We start from the raw sequence: 15,629 nt of genomic DNA, 5'->3' as shown, positions 1-15,629 counted from the left end.
GGGATTCGGGATTGGTAAAAGTCAAAAGCGCATCAGCCTGCTTTTGCTTTTACGAATCCCCAATCCCGGCTTTTCACAGCCGAATGGCTGGTCATCCCTAATCCCGCGTCAGCTAGTGATGTACCGCTGCAGCTGATCCAATTCCTGCTGCTGTTCCTCGATCACCGCCTTGACCAGATCGCCGATCGAGATCACCCCGACCACCGCGCCGGCCTGCACCACCGGCAGATGGCGGATGCGCTGGCCGGTCATCAGTTCCATGCATTGCTGCACGCTCTGCGACGGGTCCACCGTGTACACCTTCACGCTCATGATGTCGCGCACCGGCGTGGTCGCCGAAGAACGGTCCTGCAGCACCACCTTGCGCGCATAGTCGCGCTCGGAAAGGATGCCGGCCAGACGCCCGTCCTGCATCACCAGCACTGCGCCGATGCCCTTGTCGGCCATCAGCCGCAGCGCATCGACCACCGCCGCATCCGGCGACACCGCGTGGATCTCACCGCCCTTGTCACTCAACAACTGTCGTACCGTACGCATCGCTGCCTCCCGGTTCGCTTGATCGTACGGCCGAGGATACTCCTCCGCCCGGTGCACGCCAGGTGTCGACCAGATACAGCGGCCGCTGCTTGGATTCCTCGTACAGCCGGCCCAGGTATTCGCCGATCAGGCCCAGCGCGATCAGCTGCGCGCCGCCCAGGAACAGGATCACCGCCATCATCGTCGGCCAACCGGCGACCGGATCGCCCCACAGCGCCGCCTTGATCACGATCCAGGTGCCGAACACGAACGCGGCCACCGCGGTCGCCAGGCCCAGATAGGTCGCCACCCGCAGCGGCGCGGTGGAAAAACTGGTGATGCCTTCCAGCGCGAAGTTCCACAACCGCCACAGGCCGAACTTGCTGCGCCCGGCCAGGCGCGGCGCGCGCCGGTACGGCAACGCCATCTGGCGGAAACCGACCCAGCCGAACAGGCCCTTCATGAAACGATGGCGCTCGCGCAACTGCGCCAACGCGGAGAGCGCGCGCGGCGACAGCAGGCGGAAATCGCCGGTGTCGGCCGGAATCGGCGTCTTCGACAGGCGCCCGATCACCCGGTAGAACAGCGACGCGGTGCCGCGCTTGAGCCAGCCTTCGCCGTCGCGCGCGATGCGGGTGCCGTAGATGTCGTCGTAGCCGGCGCGCCACTGCGCGACGAATTCCCCGATCAGCTCCGGCGGATCCTGGCCGTCGGCGTCCAGCAGCATCGCCGCGCCGCGCTCGACGAAATCCAGGCCTGCGGTCAGCGCCAGCTCCTTGCCGAAATTGCGCGACAGGCGCAGCGCCCCGATTCGCGGATCGGCCGCGGCCAGCGCCAGGATCACCTCCCAGGTCTCATCGCGGCTGCCGTCGTCCACATACAGCACCCGCCCCTCCACATCGTCCAGGCCATCGAGCGCGGCGAGGATCCGCGGCTGCAGCAGCGGCAAGGTCTGCGCCTCGTTGAAGGCAGTGACGACGACGGTCAGGCGCTCGGGTTCCATGTGCCGATGGTACGGAGCGGCCTGCGCGTTCACCAGCGGCAGTGCGCCGCATGAAGAGAATCCGGAATCGCTCCCTTCTCCCACCGGGACCTGTTCCCTTCTCCCAACGGGAGAAGGTGCCCCGAAGGGGCGGATGAGGGTACGGGCGAAGCCTCGCATACCCAAATCCGCGAGACGCTTCGCGCCGTACCCTCACCCCAACCCCTCTCCCGATGGGAGAGGGGCTAGCGGCCAACGTCGCACGCGCTATAGCTCACATGTTGCTAGGGCGTCTGCAGATAGGCCGGCCCGCCCAGCTGCCGGGTCTGCCGCTGGATCCAGTTGGCGCGGCGCTGCACGTACGGCCCCGGGCGCGCGGCGGCGTAGCGCTGCGGCGCCGGCAGCACCGCCGCCAGCAGCGCGCTCTGCGCCGGACTCAGTTGCGCCGCATCCTTGCCCCAGAAACTGCGCGCCGCCGCCTGCGCGCCGTAGACCCCATCACCGAACTCGGCGACGTTGGCATACACCTCCAGGATCCGCTGCTTCGACCAAAACGCCTCGATCAGCACCGTGTACCAGGCCTCCAAGCCCTTGCGCAGCCAGCTGCGGCCCTGCCACAGGAACACGTTCTTGGCCACCTGCTGGCTGATCGTGCTGGCGCCACGCAGGCGCCCGCCGCGCGCATTGTGGTCGCGCGCCTTCTCGATCGCCTCCAGATCGAAGCCGTGGTGACTCGGGAAACGCTGGTCCTCGGCGGCCACCAGCGAAATCGGCAGGCTCGGGGCGATCTGCGCGCTGTCGCGCCAGTCGTAGGCGACGCGGAACGACCAGTCGCCCTCGCCCCAGGCGCCGAGTTGGCGCTCGAGCATCATCGCCGAGAACGGTGGATCGACGAAGCGCAGCATGATCACCTGCGACGTGCTCGCCAGCGCGAACAACAGCGGCGCCGCCAGCAGCCAGCGCAGCCAACGCCTGCGCCGCGGCACCGCCGCGCCACTTGCAACGCCCCGCGGCGCCCCCATTGCTATGCCTTCTTCGACTTTGTCCACCGAGATGACCCACTATCCTGCGGTCGCCATCTTCCCATGCGCAGCGAGGCCGCGATGAGTTCTTCCGATCACGATCACCTGACCCGCTTCCTGCTGCCGAGCGCCGGCGTGCGCGGCGTGCACGTGCGCCTGCAGTCCGCCTGGCGCGACATCCTCGCGCCGGCCAGCTATCCCGCCGCGGCGACCGAGTTGCTGGGCGAGGCCTGCGTGGCCGCGGCCCTGTTCACCGGCCACACCAAGGTCGACGGGCGCCTGTCGGTGCAACTGCGCAGCCAGGGCGCGCTGCGCACCCTGTTCGCCGAATGCACCGCGGCCGGCACCTTGCGCGGCATCGTCCAGTTGGGCGAGGGCAGCGACGCCCCGCGCGACCTGCGCGCGCTCGGCGACGGCGCGCTGCTGGCGATCACCATCGAAAATCCCGGCCTGGACCCGCGCGAGCCGCAGCGCTACCAGAGCCTGGTGGCGTTGTCGGCGGCCGAACTGGGCGAGGCCTTCGAAGACTATTTCCGCCAGTCCGAACAGTTGCCGACGCGACTGATCCTGGCCGCCGACGGCCATCAGGCGGCCGGCCTGCTGCTGCAGAAACTGCCCGGCGACAGCGGCGACGAGGACGGCTGGAACCGCGCCGGCGCCCTGTTCGAGACGGTAAGCGAAGCCGAACTGCTGGCCCTGCCGGCCGAAACCCTGCTGCACCGGCTGTTCCACGAGGAAGCGCCGGAGCTGCTGGGCACCAAGCCGCTGCGCTTCGGCTGCTCCTGCTCGCGCGAGCGGGTGGCGGCCATGCTGCGCTCGCTGGGCGAGGAAGAAGCGCGCGCCGCCGCCGAGGCAACCGGCCAAGTTGAGATACGGTGCGAGTTCTGCGGCCGACACTATGACTTCCCCTTGACGGAATTCGGCGTATTGTTCGCTGTAACCTCGGCTGAACCGGCGCCCTCGGAGCGCTTGCAATAGCCAGGGGCGAGGGCTAGGACCGGGGAGCCCGACTTGTTAAAGAAACATAAACCCACTAGTATCGTTCACCCTGAACGGCGGGAACTTTAGTCCCCGCCCGAGAGTCACACACTGCCGATGCGAGCCCTACTGCGCCTGCCACTTGCCCTGCTGATCGCCCTTGCGGCGACCACGGGCGCGCATGCGCAGAGCAAGCCCGCAGACCGCACCGTGCTGCCGATCTGGAACAAGGGCAGCGGCAAGGTCGAAGCGCTGCTGTACCTGGAGCCGACCGGCGAACAGGCGGCCGGCGCGCGCTGGCACTTCGGCCGCAACTCGCTCGACGCCGCCTTCGGCCTGTCCTCCGGCGACTCGCTCGGCCTGCTGTGCAACAGCGCCAGCGGCAGCAGCATCAGCGGGCTGGCCAGCCATTGCATGCTCGCCAGCCTCGGCGACGAGGACAACGATGTCGGCCACCACGTTGCCGCGACCACCACCTTCAACCGCCCCGGCGGACGGGTGTCGCTGTCGGCCGGCACCGGCCGCGAGAACATGCCGGCGTGGCTGGCGGGACCCAACAAGACGCCCGTGCTGCGCATGGAGCAGAACGACCTGACCGTGTTCGCGCAGCAGAACATCGGCCGCGAAGGCTTCGTCTCGATCGGCGGCACCTATGCGCGTGCGCGCCTGGTGCCGATCGCCGATGCTTCGCAGGCGCTGGTCGACCAATGGGACAGCAAGAGCCTGAGCATCGGCGGCGGCTACGGCTCGTTCAGCGCCAATGTCATCGGCCGCGTCGTCGACGCGCCGGGCCAGCCGGGCAAGTGGTCCGGCCTCGGCGTGGGCCTGACCTGGCGCACTCCGTGGAGCGGCCAGCTGACCGTCGGCGCCGAGAACGTGATCACCCGCGGCAAGAACCCGTTCGCCCCGAACAACATCAGCACCGAGGAAGGCACCATCCCCTACGTGCGCTACGAACAGGACTTGTAACCAGCAACCCCTTGTTCGGAAAAGGAGTTGCTGCGGAAAAACGCCCCCTTGTGGGGCTTTTTTTTGCCCGTCAGGAGCAAATTAGTGATACTTACATCACACTTATGTCGATCTTATTAACAACTCTTTAATTTCTCTGAAGACGCAGTTACTATCGGTTCACCCTGCGGATTTTGGCGTCGCCTTTCGACGCCACCGCTGGACAACCTTCAGTTGACACCACATCTCATTCGGAGAGAGAGCCAATGAATTGCAAGACCCATCGCCTGCGCGACGCCATCACGTTCGCGCTCGCCGCTGGCACCACCGCCCTGCTCAGCACGGGCGCAGCGGTTGCCCAGGACAGCTCTTCCAGCGACCCCTCCAAGACCCTGGACACGATCCAGGTGACCGGCTCGCGCGTTGCCCGCGTCGAGACCGAAACCGCCAGCCCGGTGGTGGTGATCGATCGCGCCGCGATCGAGCAGACCGGCAAGCTGACCCTCGGCGAACTGGTGCAGGAGCTGCCGGCGATGTCCGGCGCGCCCGCCTCCCCGGCGGTCAACAACGGCGGCGGCGACGGCAAGTCCACGGTCGACCTGCGCGGCCTGGGCGATGAGCGCACGCTGCTGCTGGTCAACGGCCGCCGCGTCGCCAACAACGACGTCAACTCGATCCCCGCCACCGCGGTGGAGCGCATCGAAGTACTGACCAGCGGCGCCTCGGCCGTGTACGGCTCCGATGCCGTCGCCGGCGTGGTCAACTTCATCCTGCGCAAGGATTTCGAAGGTCTGGCGGTCAGCGTCGACTACGGCCAGGCCACCCATCTGAGCGACGGCGCGCGTAACGGCGGCTCGGTCACCTTCGGCCAGGTCGGCGACCGCGGCAACATCATGGCGGGCCTGAACTACAACAAGTTCGACGGCATCTCCTCGGCCGACCGCAAGTACTCCAAGGACGCCACCTACCTGTACAGCGGCTCGGTGACCATCCTCGGTTCCAGCCGCACCCCGGGCGGCCGCATCACCATGCCGGCCACCCTGGCCACGCAGTACGGCTGTGCCACGGTCACCCTGACCCCGGGCGCCAGCGGCGCTGCGCAGGGCGACTACCGCTGCTACTCCGGCGCGCGCGACTCGTTCAACTATCAGGCGACCAACCTGATCATGACGCCGCAGGAGCGCACCAACGCGTTCTTCCTGGCCAACTACCAGATCACCGACAGCATCAACGCGTTCGCCCAGGTCTACCACAACAAGACCAGCTCGAACTTCGCCATCGCGGCGCTGCCGTTCGACGCCCGCGGCGACAAGGTTGTGATCTCCGCCGACAACTTCTACAACCCGTTCGGCGTGGATTTCGGCGCGGACGTGGCCGGCAACCAGTACAACCAGCTCCTGACCCGCTTCACCTCGCTGGGCCAGCGCCGCTCGTACTACAGCACCGTCACCGACCAGGTCGTCGCCGGCCTGGAAGGCTTCGTCGGCGACACGTCCTGGAAGTGGGACGCGGCGATGAACTACGGCCACTACACCCGCGAGAACACCAGCTACGGCTACGTGTACTACGCCGGCCTGCGCGACGCGCTGGGCCCGTCGTTCCAGGACACCGATGGCGTGGTCAAGTGCGGCAGCGCGGGCAATGTGATTTCCGGCTGTACCCCGCTCAACATCTTCAACATCAACGATCCGCAGACGATCTCGACGCTGAAGGATTACGAAGCGCGTCCGACCTACTCGACCACGTACCAGATGCGCAGCTTCGAAGCCAATGCCAACGGCGAGCTGTTCACGTTGCCGGCCGGCGCCGCGCAGCTGGCGGTGGGTGTCTCCTGGCGCGAGGAGTACCAGAAGAGCTCGGTGGACTACATCGCCATCGCCGATGCCAACGGCAACTGTTTCATTTCGCAGGAAGCGTGCGGAACCCCGCTGGGCGGCAAGTACAACGTCAAGGAAGTCTACGGCGAACTGTACGTCCCGCTGCTGTCGGAAGTCCCGTTCGCGCACCTGCTGGCGCTGACCCTGGGCAGCCGCTATTCGGACTACAACACCTTCGGCAACACCACCAACAGCAAGATCCAGCTTGAGTGGCGTCCGATCGAGAACCTGCTGCTGCGCGGCACGGTCGCCGAAGTGTTCCGTGCCCCGACCATCGACAACCTGTACGCGGGTGCGAGCGGCGATGCGCCGAACTTCACCGACCCGTGTATCGGTTACGGCGCCACCGGCACCGCCCGCAACCACGAAGCCGCGTGCGGCGCTGGCGCTGGCGCGACCGCCATCCCCGGCGCCACCGGCATCACTCCCAGCGGCCTGTCGCAGACCACCGGCGTGTGGTCGGGCTCGGTCGCTGCCGGTTTCGACCTGAAGCCGGAACAGGGCAAGTCGTTCGACTGGGGCGTGGTGTACGACCCGGATTGGCTGCCGGGCTTCTCGGCCAGCCTGGACTACTGGCGCCTGTACCTGAACGACACGATCAACCGCGCCGATGCGCAGACCGTGTCCAACATCTGCTACAACGACGAGAGCAGCCCGTTCTGCGGCTTCATCAGCCGTTATTCGGATGGCCAGGTCAACTTCATCCGCGAACCGATCGTCAACCTGGGCCGCCTGGATACCAAGGGCTGGGATCTGGCGCTGCGCTACCGCCTGCCGGATACCGCCTGGGGCAGCTACACCTTCGGCCTGGACGGCACCTACATCGCGCGTTACGACAACAACACCAACCCGGCCGATCCGGACGGCGTCGTGACCCACGTGGCAGGCACCTACAACAAGACCTACGGCCTGTACTCGCGCGTCCGTGGCCGCTTGTTCGTCAACTGGCAGAAGGGCGACCTGGGCGCCAGCTGGCGCGTCCGCTATATCGGTCCGTTCGACGTGGGCAGCGCCGATCCGTCGCAGAACTTCAGCTCCGACGCCGGCTTCCCGAACGTGGTCAGCTCGTACGGCTCCTACTTCCTGCACAGCGTCAGCCTGAACTACGCGCTGCCGTGGTTCAATTCGAAGGTGGAAGTGGGCCTGGACAACGTGTTCGACAAGCAGCCGCCCATGCTGTACCAGAACAACGTGCTCAACGCGAACACGGACGTCAACAGCTTCGACACCGTGGGCCGCTACCTGTGGGCTCGCTACAGCATGAACTTCTGAGCACGGCAACGACGCTCTTGATTTGAAGACGGGGCCGCGCGAATGATTCGCGCGGCCCTTTTTCATTGGTAGATCCGAATGAACTCTCCGCAACTGCAATACGCCATCCAGCTGATCGACCAAGGCCAGGCTGGCGTGGCCACCGACCTCTGCCGCCAGGCGCTGGCCAGCGATCCCGGCGATCCTTCCTGGAACACCTTGTTGGCGATGTCGCTGCAGCATGCGGGCGATACCGCCGGCGCTGCCTCCATCTACCAGCGATTGACCGAACTGCAGCCGCACGAATCCGCGCATTGGGCCAATCTCGGCCTGACCCTGCGTACGCTCGGCGAGCACGCCCCGGCCGAACACGCCTATCGGCAAGCCCTGGCGCTTGCGCCGCAGACATATCACTACCTGGTCGATTACGGCCTGGTATTGCTGGACAAGGGTGACATCGCCCATGCCCGCCACCGATTTCTGGATGCCGTGGACCTGGACCCCAGCCAGCCCGAGGCACGCATCTATGCCGCGATCGCCTGCTTCGAGTGCGGCGACGCCCAGCGCGCGGCGGCGTTGCTGCCGCCGCCGGCGATCTGGCCGCAACTGCCGGACAACCTGCGCGAGGAACTGGCCACCGCCTTGATCCAGGTCGGCCGGACCGACGAAGCCGAAGCGCTGCTCACGCAGAGCCGGCCCGGACAGGCCCCGTCGCTGTCCAACGTCATCCGCCTGGCGCAGTTGCACGAACGCACCAACCGCGTCGAGCAGGCCACTGCGCTGTTGGCGCAGGCCGCATCCATGCCGCAGCAGCAGCACGACCGGCAGACGCGCGTAGAGATCCTGCAACTGGAAGCGTCGCTGGCGCAGCGCCGCAAGGACTATGCCGCGGCACGCCGTGCAATCGAGAACCTGCTAGAGCTGCAGCCGCAAATCCAGGTCCAGGCCATCGCCTATTTCGCGCTCGCCGGCATCGAGGACAAGCAAGGCCATCCCGCCGCCGCGATGGCCATGCTGGAGAAAGCCCACGCCATCCACTTCAAGCTCGCAGCCGATAGCGTGCCGGAGATCGCCTACTCCAACGAAGAACCGCTGCAGGTCTCCAGCCTGTGGCTGGACGACGCACAGGCGCGCTATGCCGACGCGCGCGGCGATGCGCCCGGCAGCGACGCCTCGCCGGTGTTCATCGTCGGCTTCCCGCGCTCGGGCACCACCATGCTCGAGCAGATGCTCGACGCGCACCCGGGTTACGCATCGATGGACGAACGCGCCACCTTGCAGCGCTGCATCGAGTGGATGGAAGCGCAGGGCAAGCGCTACCCCTACGATCTGGGCGCGCTGGACGAGGCGCAGGTGGAGGCGATGCGCCAGGTGTACTGGTCGGAGATCGCCAAGGTCATCGCGCTGGCGCCGGGCCAGCAGTTGGTCGACAAGAATCCGCTCAACATGCTGCGCCTGCCGATGATCGTGCGCCTGTTCCCGAACGCCAAGATCATCCTCGCCCTGCGCCATCCGTGCGACGTGCTGCTGAGCTGCTACATGCAGAATTTCCGCTCTCCGGCGTTCATGGTGCTGTGCTCCAGCCTGGAGCGCCTGGCCAAGAGCTACGTCAACGCGATGCGTTTCTGGATCCACCATCAGGCGTTGCTGCAGCCGGACCTGCTGGTCCTCAAGTACGAGGAAACGGTTGCCGATTTCCCCGCGCAGGTGCAGCGCATCGGCGGCTTCCTCGGCATCGCGCAACCCGAATTCCTGGCCGGCTTCAGCCAGCATGCCGCACGCAAGGGCTACATCAGCACGCCCAGCTATTCGCAGGTGGTGGAACCGGTGAACCGGCGCGCGGTGGACCGCTGGCACGCCTACGCGCCGTGGCTGGCCGGCGCGTTGCCGATCCTGCAACCGGTGGCCGCGCATTGGGACTACGACCTGGAGATGCCTGCGCCATGAAAGCGCTGAGCGACTACATCCGCAGCTACGACGATGCGCTGCCCGAGGCGTTCTGCCGCCAGCTGATCGACGGCTTCGAGGCCTCGCGCGCGCATCACCAGCGCAACGGCAGCAACAGCCGCGCGGTGCTCGGCGACAGCAACTGGACCGAGCTGGATGTCGGCAAGCTCGCCGACCCGGCGTTCCTGGGATTCTTCCTGGACAAGATCGAGCACTACCTGGCGCGCTACAACCAGGACCTCGGGCTGACCCTGTCGATCCCGTACCGCCCCACCATCGACCGGCTGATCCTGAAGAAATACCAGGTCGGCGGCAGCGACCGTTTCCAGCCGCACTTCGATTCGATCGACGAGGTGTCCGAACGCTACCTGGTGTTCCTGTGGTACCTCAACGACGTCGCCGAAGGCGGCACCACGCGCTTCTGCGACCTGGACGTGGAGACCGTGCCGCGCACCGGCAGGCTGCTGATGTTCCCGCCGTACTGGATGTACCAGCACGTCGGCAATCCGCCGGTCTCCAACGACAAGTACATCCTCTCCACCTACCTGATGTTCAAGCGCTGAGCGGCACGCGCCGGCCCGGTAGTGCGTGCGCGAACCGGGCCGCACGCGGCTGGACGGCTGCGCCGGCTACAGGCCCGCGCGCAGGTTGAACGCGCCGATCGTCTCGATCAGCTGCCGCAGCGCCAGCGTCTCGGCCTCTTCCAGGTCCGGATGCCAAGTGTCCAGGATCATCACCACCCGCAGCTGCTCGCTGTGGTTCCAGGCCTGGTGCAGGCAGGTGTCGTTGAAGGTGACCAGCTGCCCGACTTGCCAGTGGTGGGTGATGCCGGCGACCTCCAGCGCGCACTCCGGCGGCACGATCAGCGGCAGATGGGTGACAACGCGCGAGTTGCTGACCCCGTAGTGCGGCTTGATCGTGGTGCCTGGCGCCAGGATCGAGAACAGCACCTCCGGCGCGTGCAGATCGATCTTGGTCAACGGCACATGCGCCAGCGCCGCCGTGGTGACCGGGCAACGCTGCAGGTTCTCGGCATGCGCAACGCCGTGCCGGTAGAAGAAATAGGCATCCCAGGCGCCATCGCCGTGCTTGGCGCTGAGGTAGTCCTGCGGCGTGGCGCCGTTGCTGAAATCCAGGAACGGTTGCACCGCCTGGCGCGAGGCCAGCACCTGCCGCAGTTCGTTGCAGATGCCCTCGGTGGCGGCCTGCAGCCGCGCGTACCAGGGGAAACGCGACGCGTCCAGATACGGCGAGGGATCCAGATCGGGCACATACAGGAAGGTGGGGCGCTGGCCGTCGTCGGCAGGGCGCGGCTGCAGCCCCAGATAGATCCGCAGCGCGGCCGTCACCCGGCGCAGCGCCGCTTCGCCGAAACGGTCGATCAGCGGCTGTACCGCCGCCGCGAACAAGGCGTGCCGTCCCTGGTCGATCCGCGCCATCGCCGCGATCACCCGCGGCCGCAACTCCGGCGCGGTGCTGTGCTGATCGAGCCAGCGGCCCTTGGCCTGCGCGGCATGCACCGCGGCGAAGTACATCGGCAAGGCGTCGTCGCCGCGCCCCACGGCATCCAGGCTCTCGGCGTAGCACAGCCGCACCAGGAACGCGTCCGTTGACAGCCGCAAGGCCTGTTCGAACGCCGGCAGCGCCTGCGCATGCTCGCCCAGGTGAGCCAGGCAGATGCCCAGCCGGCTGCACGCCTCCAGGCTCGGTTCGGCGGCGGCAACCAGAGCCCAGGCCTGGGCCGCACGCGCGATCTCGCCGCTCTCCATCAGCAGCGTCGCGTGCATGCGCCGCAGCGTCACATCGTCCGCCGCCGTGGCCAGTACCTGTTCGCACAGCGCATCGGCACGCCGATAGTCGCCCTGGGCGAGATGCCGGCGCACTTGCTCGTGCACGCTGGAGCGGGTCAGTTCCTGGAACATCAGCCGGGGATCAGGGTCACGATCACGTGTTCGACATAGGCCTCGAACTCCTCGCGCGCCTGCTTGGGCTGGTGCAACTGCAGCGACAACTGCAGGAAACCGACGTAGGCCGCGTAGGCCAGGCGGGCGCGGTGCTGGGCATCGGTGCGGCTGAGGCCGGCCTGGCGGAACGAGGCGATCAGGTACTCCATGCGCCGCTGCGAGACCCGGTCGATGACCGGACGCACCGCCGGATGGTCCAGCGCCTTCAGCAGCTCGCTGTAGATGATGTGCGGCTTGACCTCGTGCGCGACCAGTTGGAACAGCGCGCGCAACCGGGTGCGCGGATCCGGCACCTCTTCCAGGCTGCCGAACACCTGTTGCTGCTCGACCAGTTCCCAGCGCTCCAGCGCCGCCTGCAGCAACGCATCGCGCGACGGGAAGTGCCAGTAGAAGCTGCCCTTGGTCACGCCCAGACGCCGTGCCAGCGGTTCCACCGCTACCGAGTTGACGCCCTGTTCGGCGATCAGGTCCAGTGCGGCCTGCGCCCAATCTTCGGCGCTGAGTCGGTTGTTGCGGCCACCGCTGGGAGCGGCGGCGTCGTCGGTGGTAGACACGGAGGCATTGTTCATCCGTCGATTTAACCATACGGGGAAGTCGGTTGCAGTATGTGCCCTCCATGAATCGCACGCAAATGCCCGGCAGCATTGGCTTTTCGTTTCCATACTGCATCGTATTGACATCGCTGCCGGCTCATCCATACTAGCTCGTATGGTTTCCTCTCCTTCCAGCATGCCGATTGCGGCCTCCGCCCTGCTCGCCGGCGCGGACGACATGCAGCTGGCCGCGACCGTCACCGAGCCCGGCGCTGCGGGCAGCCTGTTGTTCGCGCACGGTTTCGGGCAGACCCGGCACGCCTGGATGTCCAGCGCCGCGGCGTTGCAGGCGCACGGCTATCGCAGCGTCGCCTACGACGCGCGCGGCCATGGCGACTCCACCCGCAATCCCACCGCCCTGCCCTACCGCGGCGAACAGTTCACCGACGACCTGATCGTGGTCGCCGGCGAAATGGCGCCGGCGCCGGTGCTGGTCGCCGCCTCGATGGGCGGGCTGTTCGGGCTGATGGCCGAGGCGCGCTGGCCGGGCCTGTTCCGGGCGATGGTGCTGGTCGACATCACCCCGCGCTGGCAGCCGGCCGGGGTCGAACGCATCCTCGCCTTCATGACCGCGCATCCGCACGGCTTCGCCACGCTGGACGACGCCGGCGACGCCATCGCCGCCTATCTGCCGCAGCGCGCGCGCAAGTCGCCCGATGCGCTGCGCAGCGTCCTGCGTCGGCACGCCGACGGCCGCTGGTACTGGCACTGGGACCCGCGCCTGGTCGAGGAGCTGGCGCGCGACGGCGAGCAGCACCAGGACGCGATCGCGCAGGCCGCGCGCAAGGTGCACTGCCCGGTGCTGCTGATCAGCGGCGGGCGCAGCGATCTGGTCACGCCGCAGACCATCGAAGAATTCCTGTCGTTGGTGCCGCATGCGCAGCATGTGCACCTTCCCGAGGCCACGCATATGCTGGCCGGCGACGACAACGCCGCGTTTACCGCCACTGTGTTGCATTATCTGGATGCACTGCCACCGGCTAACGCCGGCGCACCGTCCGCCGTCACCGAGCAAGTCCCCGGAGCAAGCCCATGAGCATCGTCGCACCCTTCCTTGTGTTGCTGCTGGCAGGCGCCTTCGCCGCCTATCACCGCATGCGGCTCGCCGTCTGGGCCGCGCTGAGCGCCACGCTGCTGGTCGCGTGCTGGCTGCTCGGCGCCCACCACGTCGCCACCATCGTCGCCGCCGTGCTGCTGGCGCTGGTCGCGGTGCCGCTGCTGTTGCCGTTCGTGCGCAAGCCGCTGCTCACCGCGCCGATGCTGAAGGTGTTCCGCAAGGTGCTGCCGCCGCTGTCGCAGACCGAGCGGATTGCGCTGGAGACCGGCTCGGTCGGCTTCGAAGGCGAACTGTTCACCGGCGACCCGGACTGGCAGAAGCTGCTCGACTATCCGAAGCCGCAGCTGACCGCCGAGGAGCAGGCCTTCCTCGACGGCCCGGTGGAAGAGCTATGCCGGATGACCAACGACTGGGAAATCACCCACGTCCATGCCGACCTGCCGCCGGAGCTGTGGAGCTTCGTCAAGAAGCACAAGTTCTTCGGCATGATCATTCCCAAGGAATACGGCGGCCTGGGTTTCTCCGCGCTGGCCCACCACAAGGTGATCCAGAAGATCGCCTCGGTCTCGAGCGTGGTCAGCTCCACCGTCGGCGTGCCCAACTCGCTGGGCCCGGGCGAACTGCTGCTGCACTACGGCTCCAAGGAACAGAAGGACTATTACCTGCCGCGTCTGGCGGTGGGCCAGGAAGTGCCGTGCTTCGGCCTGACCGGCCCGTTCGCGGGTTCCGACGCGACCTCGATTCCCGACTACGGCATCGTCTGCAAGGGCGAGTGGAACGGCGCCAACGTGCTCGGCGTCAAGCTGACCTTCGACAAGCGCTACATCACCCTGGCGCCAGTGGCGACGCTGGTCGGCCTGGCGTTCCGCATGTACGACCCGGAAGGCCTGATCGGCGACACCAAGGACATCGGCATCACCCTGGCGCTGCTGCCGCGCGAAACCCCGGGCGTGGAGATCGGCCGCCGCCACTTCCCTCTGAACTCGCCGTTCCAGAACGGCCCGATCCACGGCCGCGAGGTGTTCATTCCGCTCAGCCAGCTGATCGGCGGCGTGGACATGGTCGGCAAGGGTTGGAACATGCTCAACGAGTGCCTGGCAGTGGGCCGTTCGATCACCCTGCCCTCCACCGCCAGCGGCGGCGCCAAGTACGGCGCGATCGTCACCGGCGCCTACGCGCGCATCCGCAAGCAGTTCGGCCTGTCGGTCGGCCGCTTCGAGGGCGTGGAAGAGGCGCTGGCGCGGATCGGCGGCAAGGCCTATGCGATCAGCGCGCTGGCGCAGGCGACCGCCGCGGCGGTGGACCGCGGCGACGTGCCGTCGGTGCCGTCGGCGATCGCCAAGTACCACTGCACCACGATGAGCCGCGAAGTCATCAGCGACGTGATGGATGTGGTCGGCGGCAAGGGCATCATCCTCGGCCCGCGCAACTTCGCCGGCCGCAGCTGGCAGGCGGCGCCGATCGCGATCACCGTGGAAGGCGCCAACATCATGACCCGCAGCCTGCTGATCTTCGGCCAGGGCGCAATCCTGTGCCATCCGTGGGTGATGAAGGAAATGAAGGCCGCCGGCAATCCGGACCACAAGGCCGGCGTCGACGAGTTCGACCGCAACCTGTTCGGCCATATCGGCTTCGCGATCTCCAACGCGGTGCGCTCGCTGTGGTTCGGCCTGACCGCCGCACGCATCGGCGCCGCGCCCGGCGACGCCTACACCCGCCGCTTCTTCCGCAAGCTGGACCGCTATTCGGCGAACCTGGCGCTGATGGCCGACGTGTCGATGCTGATGCTCGGCGGCAAGCTGAAGTTCAAGGAATCGCTGTCCGGCCGCCTGGGCGACGTGCTGAGCCACATCTACATGACCAGCGCGATGCTCAAGCGCTACCACGACGACGGCGCGCCGGCGACCGACCAGCCGCTGCTGGCCTGGGCCTTCCACGACAGCGTGCACAAGATCGAACTGGCGCTGTCGGCCGCCCTGCGCAACTTCCCGATCCGTCCGGTGGGCTGGCTGATGTGGGCGCTGATCTTCCCGTGGGGCCGCCGCGCCGAAGCCCCGGGCGACCGCCTGGGTCACCGCGTCGCCGCGCTGCTGATGACGCCGAACGAAGCCCGCGACCGCCTCGGCCAGGGCGTGTTCCTGACCCCGTGCGAGAACAACCCGGGCGGCCGCATCGCCAGCTACCTGACCAAGGCGGTGCTGGCCGAGCCGGTCGAGCGCAAGTTCCTGAAGGCGCTCAAGAGCAAGGGCATCGAGGCGCTGGACTTCGCCTCGCAGCTGGACGAGGCGGTGCGCGAAGGCGTGCTGACGGCCGACGAGCGCCGCCAGCTGGAGGAACTGCGCGAGATCACCATGGACACGATCAGCGTGGACGATTTCGACGCCGACGAACTGCGCTCGGCCAGCTACTACCACCGTGCCACGGCCGGCGACGACCATTCGCGCGAAGCGGCCTGAGACCCACTCGGTAACACGCTCACCACGACGGCGGACTT

At 67.2% G+C, this 15,629-nt stretch carries 12 protein-coding genes; 7 read left to right on the top strand and 5 right to left on the bottom strand.

What is annotated here, in order from left to right:
* Positions 1 to 108 precede the first annotated feature (108 nt).
* The 3 genes from HEP75_RS06450 to mtgA form a co-directional block, all read right to left on the bottom strand.
* The gene (locus HEP75_RS06450) at positions 109 to 537 is read right to left on the bottom strand and encodes a CBS domain-containing protein (protein ID WP_185825862.1); all 429 of its coding nucleotides are present in this window, start codon (positions 535 to 537) and stop codon (positions 109 to 111) included.
* Positions 509 to 1,519, bottom strand: a complete 1,011-nt coding sequence (locus HEP75_RS06445; RefSeq protein WP_185825861.1) for a glycosyltransferase family 2 protein — start codon at positions 1,517 to 1,519, stop codon at positions 509 to 511. Before HEP75_RS06445 ends, HEP75_RS06450 begins: the two co-directional genes overlap by 29 nt.
* Positions 1,520 to 1,782: 263 nt before the next feature.
* Positions 1,783 to 2,520, bottom strand: a complete 738-nt coding sequence (gene mtgA, locus HEP75_RS06440) for a monofunctional biosynthetic peptidoglycan transglycosylase (RefSeq protein WP_185825860.1) — start codon at positions 2,518 to 2,520, stop codon at positions 1,783 to 1,785.
* Positions 2,521 to 2,583: 63 nt separating this feature from the next.
* Between mtgA and HEP75_RS06435 the strand changes: the two genes are divergently transcribed.
* The 5 genes from HEP75_RS06435 (at position 2,584) to HEP75_RS06415 (ending at position 10,084) form a co-directional block, all read left to right on the top strand.
* The gene (locus tag HEP75_RS06435; protein WP_185825859.1) at positions 2,584 to 3,498 is read left to right on the top strand and encodes an Hsp33 family molecular chaperone HslO; all 915 of its coding nucleotides are present in this window, start codon (positions 2,584 to 2,586) and stop codon (positions 3,496 to 3,498) included.
* 117 nt (positions 3,499 to 3,615) lie between these two features.
* Positions 3,616 to 4,467, top strand: coding sequence for a hypothetical protein (locus HEP75_RS06430; RefSeq protein ID WP_185825858.1), 852 nt, complete (start codon positions 3,616 to 3,618; stop codon positions 4,465 to 4,467).
* Between the two features lie 245 nt (positions 4,468 to 4,712).
* Positions 4,713 to 7,595 carry a TonB-dependent receptor gene (locus tag HEP75_RS06425; protein WP_185825857.1) on the top strand — a complete coding sequence of 961 codons (2,883 nt, stop codon included), beginning with the start codon at positions 4,713 to 4,715 and terminating at the stop codon, positions 7,593 to 7,595.
* A 78-nt stretch (positions 7,596 to 7,673) separates the two neighbouring features.
* Positions 7,674 to 9,521 carry a tetratricopeptide repeat-containing sulfotransferase family protein gene (locus HEP75_RS06420; RefSeq protein WP_185825856.1) on the top strand — a complete coding sequence of 616 codons (1,848 nt, stop codon included), beginning with the start codon at positions 7,674 to 7,676 and terminating at the stop codon, positions 9,519 to 9,521.
* Entirely contained in the window at positions 9,518 to 10,084 is a 567-nt protein-coding gene (locus tag HEP75_RS06415; protein ID WP_185815672.1) for a 2OG-Fe(II) oxygenase, read from the top strand. The genes HEP75_RS06420 and HEP75_RS06415 overlap by 4 nt, the downstream gene beginning before the upstream one ends.
* Before the next feature lie 66 nt (positions 10,085 to 10,150).
* On the opposite strand, the gene HEP75_RS06410 is transcribed toward HEP75_RS06415, so the two are convergent.
* Both HEP75_RS06410 and HEP75_RS06405 read right to left on the bottom strand, forming a co-directional pair.
* Complete coding sequence (locus HEP75_RS06410; RefSeq protein WP_185825855.1) at positions 10,151 to 11,443, bottom strand: aspartyl/asparaginyl beta-hydroxylase domain-containing protein; 1,293 nt, start codon at positions 11,441 to 11,443, stop codon at positions 10,151 to 10,153.
* Positions 11,443 to 12,054 (bottom strand): TetR/AcrR family transcriptional regulator, encoded by a 612-nt coding sequence (locus HEP75_RS06405; RefSeq protein WP_185815670.1) that lies wholly within the window; start codon positions 12,052 to 12,054, stop codon positions 11,443 to 11,445. The genes HEP75_RS06410 and HEP75_RS06405 overlap by 1 nt, the downstream gene beginning before the upstream one ends.
* Positions 12,055 to 12,256: 202 nt before the next feature.
* Here HEP75_RS06405 and HEP75_RS06400 point away from each other — a divergent pair, with 202 nt between their 5' ends.
* Both HEP75_RS06400 and HEP75_RS06395 read left to right on the top strand, forming a co-directional pair.
* On the top strand, positions 12,257 to 13,114 hold the full coding sequence (locus tag HEP75_RS06400; RefSeq protein WP_255424084.1) for an alpha/beta fold hydrolase: 858 nt from the start codon (positions 12,257 to 12,259) through the stop codon (positions 13,112 to 13,114).
* Positions 13,111 to 15,591 carry an acyl-CoA dehydrogenase gene (locus tag HEP75_RS06395; protein WP_185825853.1) on the top strand — a complete coding sequence of 827 codons (2,481 nt, stop codon included), beginning with the start codon at positions 13,111 to 13,113 and terminating at the stop codon, positions 15,589 to 15,591. The genes HEP75_RS06400 and HEP75_RS06395 overlap by 4 nt, the downstream gene beginning before the upstream one ends.
* Positions 15,592 to 15,629: the final 38 nt, after the last annotated feature.

The sequence above is a fragment of the Xanthomonas sp. SI genome (assembly GCF_014236855.1).
Classification (GTDB): Bacteria; Pseudomonadota; Gammaproteobacteria; order Xanthomonadales; family Xanthomonadaceae; genus Xanthomonas_A.
The sequence above is the reverse complement of the archived record's forward strand: the minus strand, read 5'-3'. Positions and strand labels throughout refer to the sequence as shown.

Excerpts from the sequence above, each read along its gene's own strand:
- HEP75_RS06420 (WP_185825856.1), top strand. The coding sequence starts at position 7,674 with ATGAACTCTCCGCAACTGCAATACGCCATCCAGCTGATCGACCAAGGC.
- HEP75_RS06430 (WP_185825858.1), top strand. The coding sequence starts at position 3,616 with ATGCGAGCCCTACTGCGCCTGCCACTTGCCCTGCTGATCGCCCTTGCG.
- HEP75_RS06435 (WP_185825859.1), top strand. The coding sequence starts at position 2,584 with ATGCGCAGCGAGGCCGCGATGAGTTCTTCCGATCACGATCACCTGACC.
- HEP75_RS06450 (WP_185825862.1), bottom strand. The coding sequence starts at position 537 with ATGCGTACGGTACGACAGTTGTTGAGTGACAAGGGCGGTGAGATCCAC.
- HEP75_RS06395 (WP_185825853.1), top strand. The coding sequence starts at position 13,111 with ATGAGCATCGTCGCACCCTTCCTTGTGTTGCTGCTGGCAGGCGCCTTC.
- HEP75_RS06415 (WP_185815672.1), top strand. The coding sequence starts at position 9,518 with ATGAAAGCGCTGAGCGACTACATCCGCAGCTACGACGATGCGCTGCCC.
- HEP75_RS06425 (WP_185825857.1), top strand. The coding sequence starts at position 4,713 with ATGAATTGCAAGACCCATCGCCTGCGCGACGCCATCACGTTCGCGCTC.
- HEP75_RS06400 (WP_255424084.1), top strand. The coding sequence starts at position 12,257 with ATGCAGCTGGCCGCGACCGTCACCGAGCCCGGCGCTGCGGGCAGCCTG.
- HEP75_RS06405 (WP_185815670.1), bottom strand. The coding sequence starts at position 12,054 with ATGAACAATGCCTCCGTGTCTACCACCGACGACGCCGCCGCTCCCAGC.
- mtgA (WP_185825860.1), bottom strand. The coding sequence starts at position 2,520 with ATGGGGGCGCCGCGGGGCGTTGCAAGTGGCGCGGCGGTGCCGCGGCGC.
- HEP75_RS06410 (WP_185825855.1), bottom strand. The coding sequence starts at position 11,443 with ATGTTCCAGGAACTGACCCGCTCCAGCGTGCACGAGCAAGTGCGCCGG.
- HEP75_RS06445 (WP_185825861.1), bottom strand. The coding sequence starts at position 1,519 with ATGGAACCCGAGCGCCTGACCGTCGTCGTCACTGCCTTCAACGAGGCG.